At 37.8% G+C, this 17,774-nt stretch carries 14 protein-coding genes and 1 pseudogene; 9 read left to right on the top strand and 6 right to left on the bottom strand.

Features of this window, described 5'->3' with window-relative positions; all coding sequences use genetic code 11:
* The 3 genes from I6F41_RS12065 to I6F41_RS12075 all read left to right on the top strand — a co-directional run.
* A partial coding sequence (locus I6F41_RS12065) for a transposase (RefSeq protein WP_197108535.1) occupies positions 1–103 on the top strand: 103 nt, incomplete at its 5' end.
* An 84-nt stretch (positions 104–187) separates the two neighbouring features.
* Positions 188–1,231: a hypothetical protein gene (locus tag I6F41_RS12070; protein WP_197108536.1), complete on the top strand. Its 1,044-nt coding sequence runs from the start codon at positions 188–190 to the stop codon at positions 1,229–1,231.
* A gap of 820 nt (positions 1,232–2,051) precedes the next feature.
* The gene (locus I6F41_RS12075; protein WP_197108537.1) at positions 2,052–3,437 is read left to right on the top strand and encodes a Fic family protein; all 1,386 of its coding nucleotides are present in this window, start codon (positions 2,052–2,054) and stop codon (positions 3,435–3,437) included.
* 2 nt (positions 3,438–3,439) lie between these two features.
* On the opposite strand, the pseudogene I6F41_RS18205 reads toward I6F41_RS12075, so the two are convergent.
* The 4 genes and pseudogenes from I6F41_RS18205 to I6F41_RS12095 all read right to left on the bottom strand — a co-directional run.
* Positions 3,440–3,638 (bottom strand): annotated as a pseudogene (locus I6F41_RS18205) (transposase); the annotation flags it as partial.
* A 114-nt stretch (positions 3,639–3,752) separates the two neighbouring features.
* On the bottom strand, positions 3,753–4,196 hold the full coding sequence (locus I6F41_RS12085) for an antitoxin Xre/MbcA/ParS toxin-binding domain-containing protein (protein ID WP_197108538.1): 444 nt from the start codon (positions 4,194–4,196) through the stop codon (positions 3,753–3,755).
* A gap of 931 nt (positions 4,197–5,127) precedes the next feature.
* Positions 5,128–6,141 (bottom strand): helix-turn-helix domain-containing protein, encoded by a 1,014-nt coding sequence (locus I6F41_RS12090; RefSeq protein ID WP_197108540.1) that lies wholly within the window; start codon positions 6,139–6,141, stop codon positions 5,128–5,130.
* Positions 6,117–7,037 (bottom strand): GGDEF domain-containing protein, encoded by a 921-nt coding sequence (locus I6F41_RS12095; RefSeq protein ID WP_197108542.1) that lies wholly within the window; start codon positions 7,035–7,037, stop codon positions 6,117–6,119. The genes I6F41_RS12090 and I6F41_RS12095 overlap by 25 nt, the downstream gene beginning before the upstream one ends.
* Positions 7,038–7,345: 308 nt before the next feature.
* Here I6F41_RS12095 and I6F41_RS12100 point away from each other — a divergent pair, with 308 nt between their 5' ends.
* From I6F41_RS12100 to I6F41_RS12110, 3 genes are all read left to right on the top strand, one after another.
* Positions 7,346–10,054, top strand: a complete 2,709-nt coding sequence (locus tag I6F41_RS12100; protein ID WP_197108543.1) for a TonB-dependent receptor — start codon at positions 7,346–7,348, stop codon at positions 10,052–10,054.
* A gap of 122 nt (positions 10,055–10,176) precedes the next feature.
* Positions 10,177–12,105 carry a phytase gene (locus tag I6F41_RS12105; RefSeq protein WP_197108544.1) on the top strand — a complete coding sequence of 643 codons (1,929 nt, stop codon included), beginning with the start codon at positions 10,177–10,179 and terminating at the stop codon, positions 12,103–12,105.
* Between the two features lie 63 nt (positions 12,106–12,168).
* The gene (locus I6F41_RS12110) at positions 12,169–13,056 is read left to right on the top strand and encodes a metallophosphoesterase family protein (protein WP_231613532.1); all 888 of its coding nucleotides are present in this window, start codon (positions 12,169–12,171) and stop codon (positions 13,054–13,056) included.
* Between the two features lie 262 nt (positions 13,057–13,318).
* On the opposite strand, the gene I6F41_RS12115 is transcribed toward I6F41_RS12110, so the two are convergent.
* Positions 13,319–13,720 (bottom strand): PaaI family thioesterase, encoded by a 402-nt coding sequence (locus I6F41_RS12115; protein ID WP_197108545.1) that lies wholly within the window; start codon positions 13,718–13,720, stop codon positions 13,319–13,321.
* 487 nt (positions 13,721–14,207) lie between these two features.
* On the opposite strand from I6F41_RS12115, the gene I6F41_RS12120 reads away from it, so the two are divergent.
* Genes I6F41_RS12120 through I6F41_RS12130 form a run of 3 tightly spaced genes read left to right on the top strand, consistent with a single transcriptional unit; the run spans position 14,208 to position 17,041 of the window.
* The gene (locus tag I6F41_RS12120; RefSeq protein ID WP_197108546.1) at positions 14,208–15,236 is read left to right on the top strand and encodes a TRAP transporter substrate-binding protein; all 1,029 of its coding nucleotides are present in this window, start codon (positions 14,208–14,210) and stop codon (positions 15,234–15,236) included.
* A gap of 30 nt (positions 15,237–15,266) precedes the next feature.
* Positions 15,267–15,755, top strand: coding sequence for a TRAP transporter small permease (locus I6F41_RS12125; protein WP_197108548.1), 489 nt, complete (start codon positions 15,267–15,269; stop codon positions 15,753–15,755).
* Positions 15,755–17,041, top strand: a complete 1,287-nt coding sequence (locus I6F41_RS12130) for a TRAP transporter large permease (protein WP_197108550.1) — start codon at positions 15,755–15,757, stop codon at positions 17,039–17,041. The genes I6F41_RS12125 and I6F41_RS12130 overlap by 1 nt, the downstream gene beginning before the upstream one ends.
* A gap of 92 nt (positions 17,042–17,133) precedes the next feature.
* Here the strand turns inward: I6F41_RS12130 and I6F41_RS12135 are convergent, their stop codons facing one another.
* Positions 17,134–17,706, bottom strand: a complete 573-nt coding sequence (locus tag I6F41_RS12135; RefSeq protein WP_197108552.1) for a TetR/AcrR family transcriptional regulator — start codon at positions 17,704–17,706, stop codon at positions 17,134–17,136.
* Positions 17,707–17,774: the final 68 nt, after the last annotated feature.

The raw sequence follows: 17,774 nt of genomic DNA on the forward strand, positions 1-17,774 counted from the left end.
ATTCTGGGTTAAAAAAACATTTTGGTCTGACGGATATTTTGTTTGCTCTGTTGGAAATGCGGCTGCTGATACAATTCAAAAATACATTCAAGAGCAGGGCTAACTATTCCGATTCATCCCATCGACACCGCTTCGCGTCGATCAATGGGTTTTCTCGGAAAATTTCGATAAAATGAAAGGTTGAAACATGATTAACTACTTAAAACTGATGACAATCATCTTGTTCATCGCAAACCTAATTGCCTGCAAAGCGTTAGAAGATCCAATATACAAGGATGTTTCGCGTAACAACTGGACTATGCCAGAAAAAGAGCCTGTTAAAGATAAAGAAGAAATTATAAAAGCAGCAATTATCGGTAAATTTATGCTCGACAGCCAAGCTCGACATGACCTTTTTATGGAGATTGAAAGTGTGCCGTTTAGTTTTAAAGTTGGTAAGTCAGGGTTTGAGACGGCATCAGACTTAAGTACCGGCGTTCAAATGACAACTGATCTTTTCACTGGGACAGTAGGCTCAGGTCAAGGGCAAGCTCTGGGTTTAGCTGTGGGCGTTGCGGCGTTAACATTTTCAGCATTTTCAGATGATGGTAGTCACGATGTTACTTCAGGTATATTTTTACCGGCTGAAATGGATGGCGTAAAAATAGACACTCCCGAACAAGCCATGCTGATTGCACGTCAAATGGTGAATGATAAAATTCAAACTATAGCACGAAAAATAAACTATTCAGCGGCGTGTGTAGAGGGATGTGACCAAGCTCGCTCAACCTACCAGCTGAAAAACTTGGATTATAAAGCGCCAACAAACCCAGAAAGGTATATTCCAAAAGAAATAGGTATTTACGTTTCAATCTCTCCTTTTGTAGAAAATGAAGATCTATCAAAGTATGATTCTTTAGCCACTGGTTTTAAAGTTAAGTGGATGACAGAGAATATAAACGGTTTTCAATTTGTTATGGCTTCTGATAACTCATTTAACAATACAGACGTTAAATTTATAGAGGGGGAAGATGGGCTGCCCACAATTTTTGGTGATTTACGTTTTTCTAGGACTGAGCTGGGCAGAAAAATAACGAGAACGCTTCATAATACGCCGCATACATTCTTTGGCTCATCAAAAACATTTTTCGACGTTCTTTACTTTAATGACCGCGTTTACAATTTTTATAGCAATGGCCGCTATGAAACTTTCAGGGATTATGCAAAACCAGAATTTCAGCAGGGGCTATGATTGAACACTTATAAGCTAAGTATAGCTTTCCCTATAATATAGGGAGTTTATAGGTTCTATATGGCATTAAACGCTGCCCGCTAGCCGCAACCGAAAAAAGCATGCGGGCAAAACCAGCGAGCTCTTGAGCTTTATTCGAAAACATGACGATTCTTCACGCTCGCTAAATGAAAGCCTTGCTTGCCTTGTTAAAAGCGGTATTTGAGAGCGAGCGGCTAGGAGGCGTTTCAAATCAGGGGAACACGTCAAGTTTACAGCTGCATATATAAGCATGTTATTTTTTTAATAGATTTTTTGATGAGTTCCAAAAATAGACCACTCTATTTAGCATTCTCTAAAATTTGACTTTTAAAAATCATTTTAATTCAAATAGTCTATTTTGTTTTTTTTATTGATTATATGTTTTAGCTAAATAGCTAACTAAAAGTTCAGCTAGCTTTCACTGTTAGCATAAGTGTGATCTCTTATACGACTTCTAGACAGGTAATTAAACTTCAAAAAGGGGCAGCTCTGTTAGCTGTAAAAATTGGTGATCAAAGTCGTAAGAGTGCGCAGTTGCTGATGCACTAGGTGAATGGGCTTCTTATTGGTTACTTATCGATTGCTTCAGAAAATTGCAATCTCTATGATTAAAGATTAAAGAGCAGTTACTTGAGATCCCATATAAAAATATATTGAAAATACAAGATGATGAGAATAGATGCTTTATTCTAATCAAAAGTAGGTGTAAGTTGATGGTAATATAGCATTGGTGAGAATGATGGTTTTAATATCATCAAAATAATTAATAATATGATTAGAATAAAAGAGATGTAAAACTATGTATTTAAAATACAACTGGCAACATCCTGATTGGCCAAATTTTACATATCAGTCTGACAGACTGAGCAAGGCCATCAATGAATACATCCAAATTTCTTCTAACCTTCAAGGTCAAGTGTCTCAGCTCGAGCAAAATAATAAGTCTGAGGCTTATATTTATCTTATGGTTGAAGAAGCTATCAACACGAGCAAAATTGAGGGTGAAAATCTAAACCGTGAAGAAGTTCGATCCTCTGTTGCACGTTATCTTGATTTAGACTTATCACAACCTAAAGGTGTATTTCATAAAGAAAATGGTATCGCATCCTTATTGATTGATGTACGGAGCAACTTTGCCAATAACTTATCCAAAGAAATGATTTGTGACTGGCATAAATTATTACTTACCGGGCAAGAAGAGTATTGTGGAAAACGAGATATAAAGGTAGGTGAATATCGTGATGGTTCTGTTGATATAGTTTCTGGTCACGGTGATTATGAAGAAGTCGTTTTCGAGGGACCTCCGGGTGAAATAGTTGAGGCTGAAATGGCTGCTTTTGTTGAGTGGTACAATACAACGTCCCCATTAAATGCTGATGAAGATGTCCTTTATATTCCCGGGCCTGTGCGTTCTGCAGTAGCACACATGTGGTTTACATCAATACATCCTTTTAATGACGGAAATGGACGTATAGCTCGTGCTATTTCTGAGCATGCTTTGTTTCAGGATTTTGATATACCGCCATTATTTAGTATCTCAACACCCATCAATGAAAATCGTGATGAATACTATAAAAAACTTGCAGAAAGCTCTCGTATAAATCCATCGGTTGATTTGAGTGAATGGGTTAAGTGGTTTGTTGAAATAACGAAACAGGCTCAGGTAGACTCTAAAAACAAGATAGATTTCATTCTGAAAAAATCTATCTTCTGGGATCATCACAAAAATACTGATTTGAATAAGCGTCAGCATAAAGTAGTGAATAAGTTTTTTGAGTTCGGTGAGAGTGGTTTAATCAAAAACGGTATCAACTCAGAGCGATACCAGAATATGACAGGCTGCTCCCCAGCAACCGCTACTCGTGACCTTAAAGACATGGTTGGTAAGGGTATCATTGACCCCTCAGTCTCTGGTGGCCGTAGTATGCGCTATTACATAAAGCTTATCGACTCTAAGCCAGTATTTAATATTTTTCCTAGAGGGAATGATAAGAAAATGCTTGAGATTAGCTTAAAAAAGATCTCAGATGACATTCAGAGAAATATCGATTTCTTTCAGGTGCCAAATGCTAAACTCAACAAATTAGTAAGCAAGTACAAAGAATTTGCCGATAGTGACGAAACTCACCTTGAGCGATTAAATGAGCAATTGGCTCAATTAGATGATGGTAATTTAACTCCTTAGCTACGAGTTAAATTACTATTTCGGCTATTGGTGTACGTAGATTTACTGTGTTTTTGATAGCCTAAATGTTCATCTATTTCTGCATTAAGCACCGCTTCAACAGTTATTTTTTAACATTTTGCTAAGTTGATTTACATCGTCAGGTGTTTTTATACTTTTAGCCGCTTCTTTAGCAAACGCTTCGAGTTCTTCTTTATTCATGTTCATCGCCTAATCCTTAAACTCTTGATAGAGTAAATTATGATAGGCAGTTACACAAAATTAGTTACACCCTCGGGTTGTTATATTGCTTAGCGCCTATCCGATAAACGACTATTACGCTGTAAATCCATGCTGTAGCCCGCTAATAACTCTGCGTATTAATTCACGGCCACGGATACTGTTCATTATGGCTCGTGCAGGTTGATTATCAAATTGAACATTGGGTGTGTCTAACCATGTATTCCAATTATCGATACTGCTGAAATATGCAATCCCAAAGTTTGACAATCGTGCCACTTCAATCGAATTCTCACTGATCTGTTTATTTAAAGGCTTATCTTTATTACGTAACAAAGTACGCTTAGTTGTGCCCAACACTTTTGCTAAAGTACTCAGTTCCCATTGCATTAAGGTAGAAAAAGTACATAAGCCGGCTGTTGTTAAACCTTCTTTAACGATGGCTATTTCAGGCATAGGGTTTGAGTGAGTATTTAATTTACCAAGCGTGACGACATTGAGAAAGTCATGCTTTGTACTTATATACTGTACCTTATTCATTAGTAGCTCACTATGATTGACAACAATTACCTTTAGCGTTCATAGCTAACTCGTAAAACCCTGAGTAAAATAATATAGCAAGGTAATGAGTAATATCCTAAATCGCATACGATCTTTGGGACACGAAATGCGTATGTCGACTTATACGTTATCAAAGCTGGAAAACATTGTTAATTAGATAAAAGAACACTATCTTTTACTATTTTTAAGGGCGTATAAACCAGTGACGAGAGTCACTACAGACATAGCCAAAACTAAGAATATGCCTTTAAATAATTGTTTCATTTCCCTTTTAACCTTTTAATTTAAGTATATAGTTTTGAAGTAACGTATTTGTTTATCTTTTAATCTAATAAAAATAATTACTCATTTTTTGCACGGTTAACTAAAATTCATCATATTTAGGCAAGGATACCTACTGCTTTAACAGGAGTTATTTGCGCTCTCCATTGATTAGGTTAACTATAAAAACATACGCGAATTCAGATTTGAATCTATCACCCGTACTTAATGCTATTTCTTTGATTAAGTAGATGTTACTTAATACACTTAGGTAAATAACAAGCTTCATATTGAAATGCCTTTAAGTTATTGGTCTTGATCAATTAAAAGTAAGTCTTTGCTATGTATGGTAAGTGTTCTAAGCGAGTAATAAATAGAAGTGTAGTACTTGAGTAAAATCATAGTCATTCCTTTTGACAGTGTCCCAACCTTGGGAAAATAAAATTACCGTATTAAGTTAGCATTTAATTTACTTTAGATAAATATTTATTTTTGGTAAGTGCTTTATCTAGTCTTAGCTACTTTTCGCTGTAAATATTTGTGATAAGGGGGACTATTGCGGAAATATAGTGGGCAACAAAATCAATCCTATTAAACCGTTTCATTGTTTGCTCCAAGTGTCTTCGACCTCAAAGGACTGGAATGACGCTTATTTGCTAAGCGCCAGTGCTTTAAGCTCTGTGGGTGTTAACCCTGTCCAGCGTTTACAGGCTCTACGAAAGTTTGGTGCATCATGAAAAGCGAGCTTTTCTGCCACGACTTCGTTACTTAACCCTTGTACGGTAAGGAAATGAAAGGCCAGTTGCATATTTATCCTATCTTGCAATTGTGAAAAGCGTAAATTGTGCTCTTTTAAACGCCGTTTAAGTGTTGCGGTACTCATATTTAAGTGCTCACTGACTTGTTGTAAGTTAGCTTGCCGATGGTGATGTAGATAATTGCTTATCATCTCAATGAAAGTTTGTTTTAACATGTCTCTATTAACTTGCTGCATAGCCAGCTTTCGGTGTAATTGGCTTGATCGTAACAAAGGAGAGGTTAGCCATTTTTGTGCAAATTTAACTATCAGAGAAGGGCGACCAAAGGTAAGTTTAAGGCCTAGATGCTCCTCATACTCATAGATATGGCGTGGGCGTTGAAATGGAAATTCAAAATGAAAAGGAATACGTTCCCCCAGCATGTATCGACTGGCCGAAACTAATAAGCAACAGTATAGCTCAACTACAAATTGATATTGCTGTTCATCCAAACCAACCGCATCATTGAGTTGCAAATAGCTATAATCGTTATACTTATAATGATGAGCAAATAATAGCGGCGCTAACTGCAATCTAAAACAACGCAACAAGCGCAGGGCTTGAGTTAAGTTTCGACTATGTAAAAGAGCACTAGCTTCAGCGCTAGAAGCGGGAAATAGCCGATGACCAAGTTGAAAGGCAGCATCTTGTCCTGGCATCAAGTTGTTAAACTGTTTTAGTAGTCTTAATAGTTGCGATAGGCTCAGGTAAAAATCTGGGCGTAGCAAATCCTCATCAAAAATGCCTGTCCCACGCAATAATTTATGCTGATTTAACTGTCTCTGCTGGGCAAGCTCTAGTAAGCACGCCACCAATCCTTGCACGGGTATAAATTTATCGTTCAGCGTGACATACGGTCGCACCATGCAACTCCTGCTTTGTCACTTTTTTGCTGTGCAAACTGTGTATTTAAGCGCTTTAGCAAGGCTTGACATGACTCACCTTTTGTCGCTTCAATCACTGCGGTTGTTAGTGTATGAAACACCGCCATATCCCCTGACTTAAAGGCAAGGTGCTTCACTGCACTCGCTATTTGTTGTACTTGCAAAGATGCCTGCGGCAAAGCTAATTGCGGCATCAGTAAAATAAAACGATCTCCCGCATAACGACAAACTAAATCAGTAAGGCGTGCATTCATTAAGATTAACTCAGCAATCTCTCTTAGTAACCGGTCTCCTTCGGGGTGTCCAAAACGACGATTAAAGGTATCAAACTGATCAATATCAACTACAGCAACGCAATAGCGACCGCCTTGCTCAAGTTGTAAACGCAATTGCTCGTGCATATAATCAGCACGATATAACCAAGTAACAGAGTCAACGTTTTGATGCTCACGCACATTCGCTTCTCTGCGACGTAATTGAGCATTAAGCACTAGCATTTCTTGATACCATAAGTACAAGCCTCTACTAATCAAGATCATGCCAAATGGAGCGGGAATATTCTCTATTAAAGGCAACCAAGCCTCTTGAGGATAACGAAAAAATTCATCCAAAAAATCCAATAAACCAGAAAACATAAAACAGCAAAGTCCTACAGTCAATAATGTGGTAACTCGCCCAGGAGGGCGGCTAAGCAATAAAAAAAATTGCCACAATATTGTCAGTAATACGATGCCACCTTCGCCTAGTACATCCCACCAATCAATTTCTTGCCAGAGTTTGGTCGTACCCATCATGTTACATAACAGTAACGCAAGCACAATAATACTGAGCGTCAACACAATCATCCGTGGGTGTAATTTTAACAAAGTAAAATTCATATCATTCCTCAATAAATTCTTCTGACTGTGAGGATAACTTCAAATACAGTTTTCTTTGAGGGTCAAATTAGCTCAGCAAGATGACAAAAGGATGACGTTTATACTCATATTTTTAATACAAACATCGAAAAACAAAGAAATGGTTAATAGTTAGTGGGGTCAAAATAGCTCATAAGCGTGACCAAAAATGTAAATTAGTCTTCTTTATGTGGTTTCTTGCGACGGCTTTATTGTGGCGTTCATAAAACTGTCATCATATTTTTCTAGTGTGCTGCGGTCTGATTTATTTATAACCAAGGAATGCGTTCATGAAATTTAAATTATCTATCATCTCTTCGGCCTGTTTAGCTGCGATGCTTAGTGCAAGCGCTTACGCAGAGCCAGGGAATTTTGTAGGTACGCTAAGCGACAGTAACAAACAGGTCTACTTTGAAGGTGCTCAAGTTAAAATTAAAGAATTGAACCTGACTACGCAAACTCGGCGTGATGGTACTTTTCGCTTTAATAATATAGAGCCAGGTCATTACACCATAGAAATTTCTTACTTGGGGGCAGCCCCCATTGTAAAAACAATTTATATCGAAGAAAACAAAACCCTTAAAGACCAGTTTACGTTATCTGAAAGTGGCAATACTATCGAAGACATCGTGGTGTATGGCCAACGAGCGGGTCAGGCTGGTGCGCTTAATATGCAGCGCAGTGCCGATAGTATCAAATCCATCGTATCATCCGATGCAATTGGTCAATTTCCAGATCAAAATGTTGCTGAAGCGCTACAACGCCTTCCAGGTTTGTCGATTGAGCGTGATCAAGGTGAAGGTCGCTTTGTTGGCATTCGCGGTCTAGATCCTAATCTTAATAATGTTACGGTGAATGGAATTAATATTCCTTCACCTGAAGCCGGTGTCCGATCGGTGGCACTGGATGTGTTTCCTTCGGAGCTAGTTGAAGGCTTAGAAGTATCTAAATCAGTCACTTCAGATATGGACGCAGACGCTATTGGCGGCAGTGTAGAAATTAGAAGCTTAAGCGCCTTTGACCGTGCTGGAGAATCGGCTAGTGTGACACTGCAAGCTAGCCATAACCAACTCAGAAGTGATACCAGCCCGAAAGTGTCTGCAAGTTATAGTAATCGTTATAAATTTGGTAATGTAGATGATGTGTTTGGTGTTGCCGCTGCTGTATCTTGGTCTGACCGTGACTTTGGCTCAGATAACATAGAAAGTAATGGCGATGATGAAGTAGAGCAACGGCACTACAAAATTAATCGTGAACGTTTAGGCGCAGCCCTCAACCTTGATTATCGTCCTGATTTTAATAATCAGTACTACCTACGCACACTTTATAGCCAATTTTCAGATACTGAGTTTAGGCAAGCTAATGCATTTACCTTCGCTGGCGATGATTCAGAAGTTGAACGTAGCTCTAAAGATCGTTTTGAAGAGCAGCAAATTTTCTCGCTTACCGGCGGTGCAGAACATCAAATAAATCAGTGGTTACTCACCTATCAAGTTGGATATTCAAAAGCGTCAGAAGACGAGCCTGAGGCGTTAAATTATGTATTTAAAACTGACGGATTTACACTTAACTCTGATTTACTAGGGAAAATCCCTCACGTCGAGCAGCAGGTGGGAGTATCTGAACTTGCCAACTATAAACTAGACGAAATTGAATTTGCTAACAATCAAAGTAACGATAAGGAATATAGCTTTCGATTTGATTTAGCAAAAGACTTAACATTTTTAAATTACCCAAGCCAAATTAAATTTGGTAGCAAGTACCGCAGCCGTGAAAAGCAACAAGCAACTCAAGTAACTTTCTTTGATGGCGACTTTGACAATATTGACTCGGATATGTTTGTTGGCGGCTCACCAGATTGGGGATTAGGAGAATTTGGTGAGGGCTTAAACAAGCATGCATTACGTAGCTTTTTCAATAGTAATCGTGCAAATTTAGAAGTAGCTCAATTAGACTCTGATATTGAGTCTAGAGGTGAGTCATTTATTAATAAAGAAGATATTTTGGCCGCTTATATCATGGGTACAATTGACATAGAGCAGCTTAGAATTGTGGCAGGTTTCCGCTATGAGAAAACTCAATTTAGTACATCGGGCCATAAAGTTGAACTAATAGAAGACGAATACAGCGATATTAATCAGTTAGACGTTAATCCATGGCAAGTAGATCGAGATTATGATTATTTACTGCCAAGCCTAAATGTGCGCTATAACGTTACTGAAAACTTAATTTCGCGTTTCGCCTACACACAGACCCTCTCTCGACCAAAGTTTGAAGAATCAGCAGCGTTTCAAATTATCGAATCAAATACCGTTAAAGATAGTGATGGCGTTTTGACAACTGAACGCGAAGCCAGTGTGGGGAATCCAGAACTAAAACCTTTTGAGTCTGACAACATTGATTTCACCATCGAGTATTACCCTGGCGGCATTGGTGTACTCTCAGCAGGCTATTTTTATAAAAACATCAGCAATTTCGTGATTTACGCTGATGTTGCAAATCAACCACAATGGCAAGGGTTTGATGAAGTTATACAGCCCATCAATGGTGATAAGGCGACCCTACAAGGAATAGAGCTGGCTTGGGTGAAAACGTTTGAAAATGGTTTATTGCTCGCTGCCAATGCGACTTTTTCAGATTCCGAAGCTGTTACTTTACTTGATGGTAAACGGTTTGAAACATCGTTACCCAATCAAGCAGATCGAGTTGGTAACCTGACTGTAGGTTATGAGGACGAAAAATGGAACTTACGTTTAACAATGACTCATAAAAGCGAAAATCTAGAAGAAATCGATGGTGAGTTATTGCGTATGGAAGATAGTCACCAACAATTAGATTTCTCGAGTAAATATTATATTAATCAAAAAATGAATTTATATTTTAACGCTATCAATATCACAGACCAGCCTTTTTACAACTATTTTTCTGAGCGTAATCGCAATGCGCAATACGAAGAGTATGGCCGTACTTTTGAACTTGGTTTTACTTGGAAAATGTAACACCCAAGTTTAAAGCAATCACTCAATAATGAGCAAACTTGCTAATTAAATAAGATAACTATTACAAACTGCCAGCAGTACTTGATAAGCGGCATAAATAAAGAGTTTCACAAGGATAATAAATGAAATACTCCCTAGTCACCACTTTACTGTGTTCACTGTTACCTATTATGGGATGTCATGCACAAAAGACAACGACAGCAACAGTCAACATCAATCCACTTTTTTCGGAGCCTGCATTTAGTGGTAAACAAGGTGTTATGTTAAGTGGCGAAGAACCCAAATGGCTACTCACTAGTGAAAGCAAGGGCTTGCTATTGCTTGATCAACAAGCGCAGCCACTTAGTCGCTTTAATGGTAATTTTGAAACGTTAACGATGCGAGAAAACGTGCTACTCAATGAGGAGCAAAGTACTTTAATAGCTACTATTGATAATGAACACAATACCATTAAGCTTTTGAGCCTTAAGCAAGATAATACTTTTACCCTGCAAAGCAGTCTCCCTTTTGAGCACAGCCAACTTGAAAGTCTCTGTCTATTTCGTCAACCATTAGGTGATATTTCATTATTTGCTGTGGATGCTGTGGGCGAAGTACATCAATTTATAATTTACAATGCCAAGCAACAGCACATTGATATTCAGCCAATACGTAGCTTTGTTGGTGTTCCTGAAGTACAAGGTTGTGCGGTTGATGATAGCCGTGAGCAACTTTATTTGGTCGAAGGGAATATCGGTGTTTGGCAGTATGATGCTAATCCTGAGTCAGATCCTATGCGGACACTTATTGTTGCAGCAAATCCATTTGGTCAGTTGCAAGGTGATATCTCTGATATTTCTGTTACAGCAGAGGGGTCTGTGTGGATCACTACTCCAGAAAATCAACAATTGCATGTCATTCAGCCTATAACAGGCTTATATCAATCAATCACTCTTGATGGATTAACAGAGCCAGAAACCGTGAATGTTACTTTGCATAACAAGCGCTTTCAGGCAGTGGTTTTTGATGCCGTTCAAGACAGTTATTGGCAAGTGGATGATTTAAAAAACATTGTCCCTCAAAAGCTTTTAAAGACGACTACACTTGCCACTATTAGTGCGGACGTTCAGACCGATCCTGTGTTGCGTTTTGGAGATGCAGCTGATGATCCTGCAATCTGGGTTGATCAGCAAACCCCTGCAAATAGTTTAATTTTAGGCACTGATAAGCGAGTCGGATTGATGGTATATGGACTCGATGGTGCATTATTACAAAGTCTTGAAATCGGGAGAGTTAACAACGTTGATGTACGCCAACACTTAAGTATCAACAGCCCATTAAATACCATTATTACTGCAAGTAATAGAACCAAAAGTAGTATTAGTGTTTTTGAGCTAGATGAACAAAGAAGTGTGCATCACGTTGGTGATATAGCCACAGACCTAGGTGATATTTATGGCTTATGTATGTATCAATCTGACTCAGGTAGCTATGTGTTTGTAAATGATAAAGATGGGCGTTATCAACAGTACCGTATCAGTGCAACTAAACCTAATATAGTTGCTAAGAAAGTTAGAGAGTTTGCGCTTCCTAGCCAACCTGAAGGATGTAGCGCAGATGATAGAACAGGCAAGCTTTATATGGGAGAAGAGGATGCTGGAATTTGGCAAATAGATGCTGAACCTAACCTATCAGCACAAGCAAGTCGTATCGCTGATGTTGGTGATACTTTAAAAGATGATGTAGAAGGAATGGAAGTTTATCATGGTCAAAACGCCAGCTACTTAGTGGTATCTAGTCAAGGCAACAATAGTTTTGTTGTATATGGTTTATGGGATGACTACCCAATACTTACGAACTTTCGTATTGATATGGATTTAACAAATGGTATTGATGGAGTATCTGAAACTGATGGACTCACCGTTAGCGCCGCAGCCCTGCCTGGTTACCCACAAGGTGTACTAATAGTACAAGATGGCCGTAATCAACTACCGCAACAACCTCAAAACTTTAAAGTAGTAGATTGGCGTAAAGTTCAAGCACTTATTGATCAAAGTGACCACGTTAATTAAAAATAAGCTTATATATCAATTATAAAATAATACCCATATGGGTATTAATGAGGTAAACAAAACATGACACAACTAATATACACATTAAAAACTGTATTTCTAATCGCTATTACACTATTAAGTTACTCAACCTGGGCAGAAGATAAACACATGGCAGGCTCTAGCATCCGATTTGCAGTTTTAGGTGATGCAGAACCAAAACCTGTCGCAGAGTTCCCTAACTTAGCTCGTGCTATCGATGATGTAAATCGTCTAGCCAGCGAAAAAAAAATCGACTTTATATTAGGTGTAGGAGACATTCCCCATAAAGGCACTATGTTGCAATATAATAATGTAACGCCAGAATTACAACGTCTGACATTGCCTTTTTACCCCATTATGGGGAATGAAGAACATGGTGCAGAGGATGCTGTGACACGTTTTTTGCACTTCGCCAATTTATGGAATAAAGGTAAAGTAACGATCAAGTCTGATAAGTATACTCTAGAGTTTGATGACTTTGCTATTGTTCTTGCATCACCAGATCACGGTCGTGATTTTAATAGTACAGGGGTTAACTGGATCCTTAAACAATTAAAGCAACTCAGCCCAAAACCGGTTTTACTTGTTGTTCATGGTGCACAACAGGGAGTTTACCCTGAGAATCCAGATAAAGGTATTAGCCATGAAAAATTTGCTAACGTTATTGCACAGGCTAACCTAAAAGCGGTGATCTCTGGTGATTTACATATGGACATGGACAGAGTTGATCACTCTAAAAAAATTGGAAAAGTACACTACTTACATATTCCAGCGTTAGAGCGTACAAAAATTCCTGATGAAACACGCCATAACCCTATGTATCGTGTATTTAATATTAGTCCACAAGGGGGCGTTGATGTTGCAACCTATGCCGTTGGTAATCAAGATGCTATTGCTGAACATCGCTATCAATTTAGTTTAAATGAGTAATTAATAGAGAGCTTGCACATGCAAGCTCTCTAATTCCTTTTTGACTAATACTAAAATAGTTGGCTTAAGTTAATCGCTCGTAAGATGATAGGGGAGCAGAGAAGTGGTACGTAACAAGCGCCTTAACGGTAAAATGAGCATCAAGCATGTCAGGTTGAATACAAAGCGATACTAGCTGACAAAATCTCTTATTTAGACGCTAAAGCTGCGTGAATTAGCTGTTTTCCCTTAACCATTAACCCGATCAGAGTTGGGATATAAGCTACGGGTAGTTCATATTACTAATGGTACCCAATGCAGCAGCGACTAACTTTTCACCCTCCTCATTGACAGAATATACCTTGCACTCACATGTTGCTTGTTTTCTTCCTGAGGATAGAACAGTGGAGCGAGCAATGAGTAACTTGCCTATAGCAGGGCGAACGTAACTAATTTTATACTCAGACGTTATACATTTATCAAATACAGTAGCCGCTGCAAATGTTATGCAATTATCAGCTAAATAACTCAGCACACCGCCATGAACGAACCCATAGTTTTGTGTTAATTTATTGCTTATTCTTAAAGATAATTCTGCTTTACCAAGACTTAACTCAGTTAATTCAGTCCCTAATAATCTACTGAATGGTTGATCCTGAAGTATTTTATTCCCTTTTTCGAACATTGAATATGCTTGCCTTAATATAAAATTGTGATGAATAAGCCCTAATACCCTAAACTAAGAATGTAATGAAACACATTTCTAGAATATATATTTTATCGAAAATAACTTAAAAAACCCAGTGTTCAGAGCAAGGTTATGTTACAGGAGAGTTCACATTCGGCTAATACTATTTAAAAGCCAGTCGTTCAGCTCTTTTCATTATTAGGTTTTAATCATCTGTACGTATTTAATTTTGTAAACATCACTTATAAGTACTTTAAAATTCACCCCTGTATCTTGTTGGTGGTTTTTATTGGTGCTTCATCGTTAATGTGTTTTTTAGATTAATTATTTAAACTTGTTTGAAATCAATACATTGCTTGTTTGAGTGGTGCTCAGGTTGCCCGTGGGTGTATTAGTTGTTAATGGTTGTTAATTTATGTTGAATTATTACATGCATATCTGTATCTTTATTTTGTTGAAAAATAAAAGTGACAGAGGAAAAATAATGAATATATTTAAAAAACTAATATTAGGGGCTGCGCTTACTTTGGGTTCAGGGGCTTGTTTAGCTGCGGATGTAACGCTTAGGTATAACCAGTGGTTTCCATCCCAACACTGGTCACAAAAAGATGGATTATATAAATACTTTGAAGAAATAGAAAAAGTAACAGAGGGGCGTGTGAAAGTTCGCCCATCAGCTAAACCTCTTGCACCACCCACAAAAAACTACCAAGCAGTATTAAGTGGAATTGCAGATATAGCATGGGGTCCACATGGCTATACACCTGGAGCTTTCTTATTAACTGAAATGGTGGAGTTTCCTTTTTTAACTTACGACGCGGGGATCAGTTCAAAAGCATATTGGCGTACATATAAAAAGTTTTTTGAGCCTACTGGTATGCAGGATGGCGTTATCACTCTAGCAATGCATGTTACTTCAGGCGGTAATATACATATGCGCACAGAGGACATCTCAACACCGGATGATTTTTATGGTAAAAAAATGCGTGTTCAAACAAGTGTGTTAGGTAATGCTTTGCAGTCGTTAGGAGCTGTTCCAATATCTGGCTCTCTGTCAGAACTTCGAGAGTTTTTATCTAGAGGGATTATTGACGGAACTATGCTGTCTGATGAATTACTCTACGGATTTAAAGTAAATAAATATGTAAACAAAGTCACTCAAATACCAGGTGGTATTTATACAAACAGCGCTTTTATTATTATGAATAAGCAGAAATGGGAGAGAATTAGTTTAAAAGATCGTACTGCGATTATGGAAATATCGGGGGAAAAGTTATCAGTAAAAATGGGGCGTTTATGGCATGAAAACGATATTGATGCACGGGCAAAGCTTATTGAATCATTAGGCGATGATTATCAAGTTGCCAGTGAAAGCTTAATTAAAGCGATTGATGTTTCTTTTGAAGAAGGTCGTACAAGATGGTTTGAAAAAGCGAAAGAGCAAGGAGTTAACGGTGAACAGGCTCTTGATTATTATAGAAAGTTAGTAATTAACTTAGATTCTAAACTTTAAATTTCACTTTATATAATTCTGGGGAAATTGATGCACAAAAAGCTATTAAAAAGCATTGAATCTATTTGTAATAAGATTTGTATCTATTCACTACTATTGATGGCATTGGTTACATTCACAGACGTTTTTGGGCGGCTATTCTTTAATGAGCCTTTAGGTTTTGCATATGAGTTAGTGGCTATATTATTAGCCATCTCTTTTTATGCAGGGCTTTGCCAAGTCAATAGGAAGCGTCAGCATATTCAAATTGATTTACTAAATAAATATTTTAAAGGAACAATTGGGGTCATTCTAAATTGGTTCTGCTACTTAGTTGAGCTCACCTTCTTTACGGCACTAGTAGTAATGGTATATGAGCAAGTTGTAATGTCAGCTGATTTTGGTGAGGTATTCATGTTTCTGAATGTAGAAAAATGGAAAGTGCTAGCGCTTATATTTGGGTTGGCGTTTGTTTCTCTGATTAGTTTATTACAAGCGTTTCCGACAGTTGGAAGAGTAAATATGGAAGGAAGTCGCTAATGGTAATGTCAATAGTGTTTGTAATACTACTCGTTATGTTATTTATTCGTGTACCAATCGCGATTGCAACAGGGGGACTCGGAATTTTAGGTTTGGCCTACTATCAAGGATGGGCTATAGCTTTAAGTCAGCTAGGGATGATCGCTACAGAAACAGTACTTTCCTATGAGTTCGCTGTTATTCCATTATTTATTTTAATGGGTAATATTATCAGTCGCTCGGGGTTAGCTGAAGAGCTTTATAATGCAACGAATGCAATCGTAGGGCACTATCGAGGAGGCTTGGCAATTACAACTATTGGAGCTTCTGGCGGTTTTAGTACTTTTTGTGGTTCAAGTTTTGCTACGGCAGCAACGATGGCTAAAATCGCTTATCCATCGATGAAAAAGTTTGGCTATAGTGATGAATTATCAACAGGTTCTATCGCTGCAGGAGGGACGCTTGGTATATTAATACCGCCTTCAATAGCCTTGGTTTTTTATGGGATTATAACTGAGACTGATATAGGTGAATTATTTATTGCTGGAGCATTACCAGGTATTCTTGGAGTCATACTTTATGTTTGTGCTGTGCTGGTTGTTGTACATTTCTCTGATAGTAAAGCGCAAGAATGTGAAGAAGTTAGCTTTCGAGAGAAGCTGCAAGCTTTAAGTCAACTATGGGCATTTAGTTTATTAGTAATATCAGTGCTAGGTGGGATTTACTTCGGTTTATTCTCTCCTACTGAAGCCGCAGGAATAGGATCAGTGGGGGCAATATTTATCACAGTTTTACGAGGAAAGTTTTCATTTAAAAGTTTACTCGAAGCCCTTGATGATTCTGCATCTACAACCGTAACGCTTATAGCCATACTTATCGGCTCTTTAGTATTTGCTAACTTAGTAAATGTATCTGATCTACCTTTTGACATTGTTGATTGGATTGAAGGCATGGAAATGGGGTTATTTGGTGTTTTATTCGTTATCTTATTAATCTACTTTGTCTTAGGCGCAGTTTTAGAATCAATCTCAATGCTATTACTAACTGTTCCCGTTTTCTTTCCTATCGTATCAGGAATGGGAATGGATCCAATTTGGTTTGGTATCATAGTGGTGGTTGCAACGGAGATAAGTTTAATAACACCGCCTGTAGGGCTTAATGTATTTGTACTTAAATCAGTACTACCTAAAGTGGAGTTGAAAACTATTTTTAAAGGAGTATTTCCATTTGTTATAGCAGATCTTATTCGCTTGGCTATTTTATTAGCATTCCCAAGCATATCGCTATTTTTGGTACAGCAGATGTAGTTTAGCTTTATTAGGTAGGCATCTTAGATAAAGGACATACCAATTAATGTGTCCTTTATCTAAATTATCAACTTTCTCAGGAATAATGATGGTTAATGATTATTGCTCAGTGATGAGAGTAGTTCCATAATTCTCTCCCCCTGATCCTGTGATTCGGACGTGTTTTTATCTACGGGTAAAAGTGATGTCATTACTAGATAAGAATAAAATAAAAAAGCAAGATCTTCTGATTTCTGCTTATCGTTGGTCATTTCAGTAAATAGCGACTGTATGAAAGACACCCTATACTTATCAATCTCTTCAAGAGTTGCTCTTGCAACTTTATCCCTTCGCGCCCAAGCACGTAAAGCTAACTCTGTAGAAGCTGCATCATATGCGCGCTTACCTTTTAAAGGCAGGGCAGCAAGGCTAATAAGTTGCTCTTTAGGCGAAGTGTGTTTAATACGTAAACTTGAAATAACTGATTCTGTAGCACTCGTTCTCCACTTATCCAATACAGCAGTCAATAACTCTTCTCTATTACTGAAGTGATAATAAAAGCTGCCTCTCGTTATTTTTAACTCTTTAGCTAAATTATCAATTTTTACATGACTGATACCTCCACCAGATACTAAAACATTAGTAGCAGCTTCTATCCAGTCATCTTTTGTTAGACGTTTTTTCACAATTTTCCTTTTTATAAAAATACCAAGCTAATCAATATCAAATTATTTATATCATACACCACTAAAAA

Source organism: Pseudoalteromonas sp. SCQQ13 (assembly GCF_015864415.1).
Classification (GTDB): domain Bacteria; phylum Pseudomonadota; class Gammaproteobacteria; order Enterobacterales; family Alteromonadaceae; genus Pseudoalteromonas; species Pseudoalteromonas nigrifaciens.

Bases quoted from the DNA above. Each gene is read 5' to 3' on its own strand.
- I6F41_RS12070 (WP_197108536.1), top strand. From the start codon at position 188: ATGATTAACTACTTAAAACTGATGACAATCATCTTGTTCATCGCAAAC.
- I6F41_RS12075 (WP_197108537.1), top strand. From the start codon at position 2,052: ATGTATTTAAAATACAACTGGCAACATCCTGATTGGCCAAATTTTACA.
- I6F41_RS12085 (WP_197108538.1), bottom strand. From the start codon at position 4,196: ATGAATAAGGTACAGTATATAAGTACAAAGCATGACTTTCTCAATGTC.
- I6F41_RS12090 (WP_197108540.1), bottom strand. From the start codon at position 6,141: ATGGTGCGACCGTATGTCACGCTGAACGATAAATTTATACCCGTGCAA.
- I6F41_RS12095 (WP_197108542.1), bottom strand. From the start codon at position 7,037: ATGAATTTTACTTTGTTAAAATTACACCCACGGATGATTGTGTTGACG.
- I6F41_RS12100 (WP_197108543.1), top strand. From the start codon at position 7,346: ATGAAATTTAAATTATCTATCATCTCTTCGGCCTGTTTAGCTGCGATG.
- I6F41_RS12105 (WP_197108544.1), top strand. From the start codon at position 10,177: ATGAAATACTCCCTAGTCACCACTTTACTGTGTTCACTGTTACCTATT.
- I6F41_RS12110 (WP_231613532.1), top strand. From the start codon at position 12,169: ATGACACAACTAATATACACATTAAAAACTGTATTTCTAATCGCTATT.
- I6F41_RS12115 (WP_197108545.1), bottom strand. From the start codon at position 13,720: ATGTTCGAAAAAGGGAATAAAATACTTCAGGATCAACCATTCAGTAGA.
- I6F41_RS12120 (WP_197108546.1), top strand. From the start codon at position 14,208: ATGAATATATTTAAAAAACTAATATTAGGGGCTGCGCTTACTTTGGGT.
- I6F41_RS12125 (WP_197108548.1), top strand. From the start codon at position 15,267: ATGCACAAAAAGCTATTAAAAAGCATTGAATCTATTTGTAATAAGATT.
- I6F41_RS12130 (WP_197108550.1), top strand. From the start codon at position 15,755: ATGGTAATGTCAATAGTGTTTGTAATACTACTCGTTATGTTATTTATT.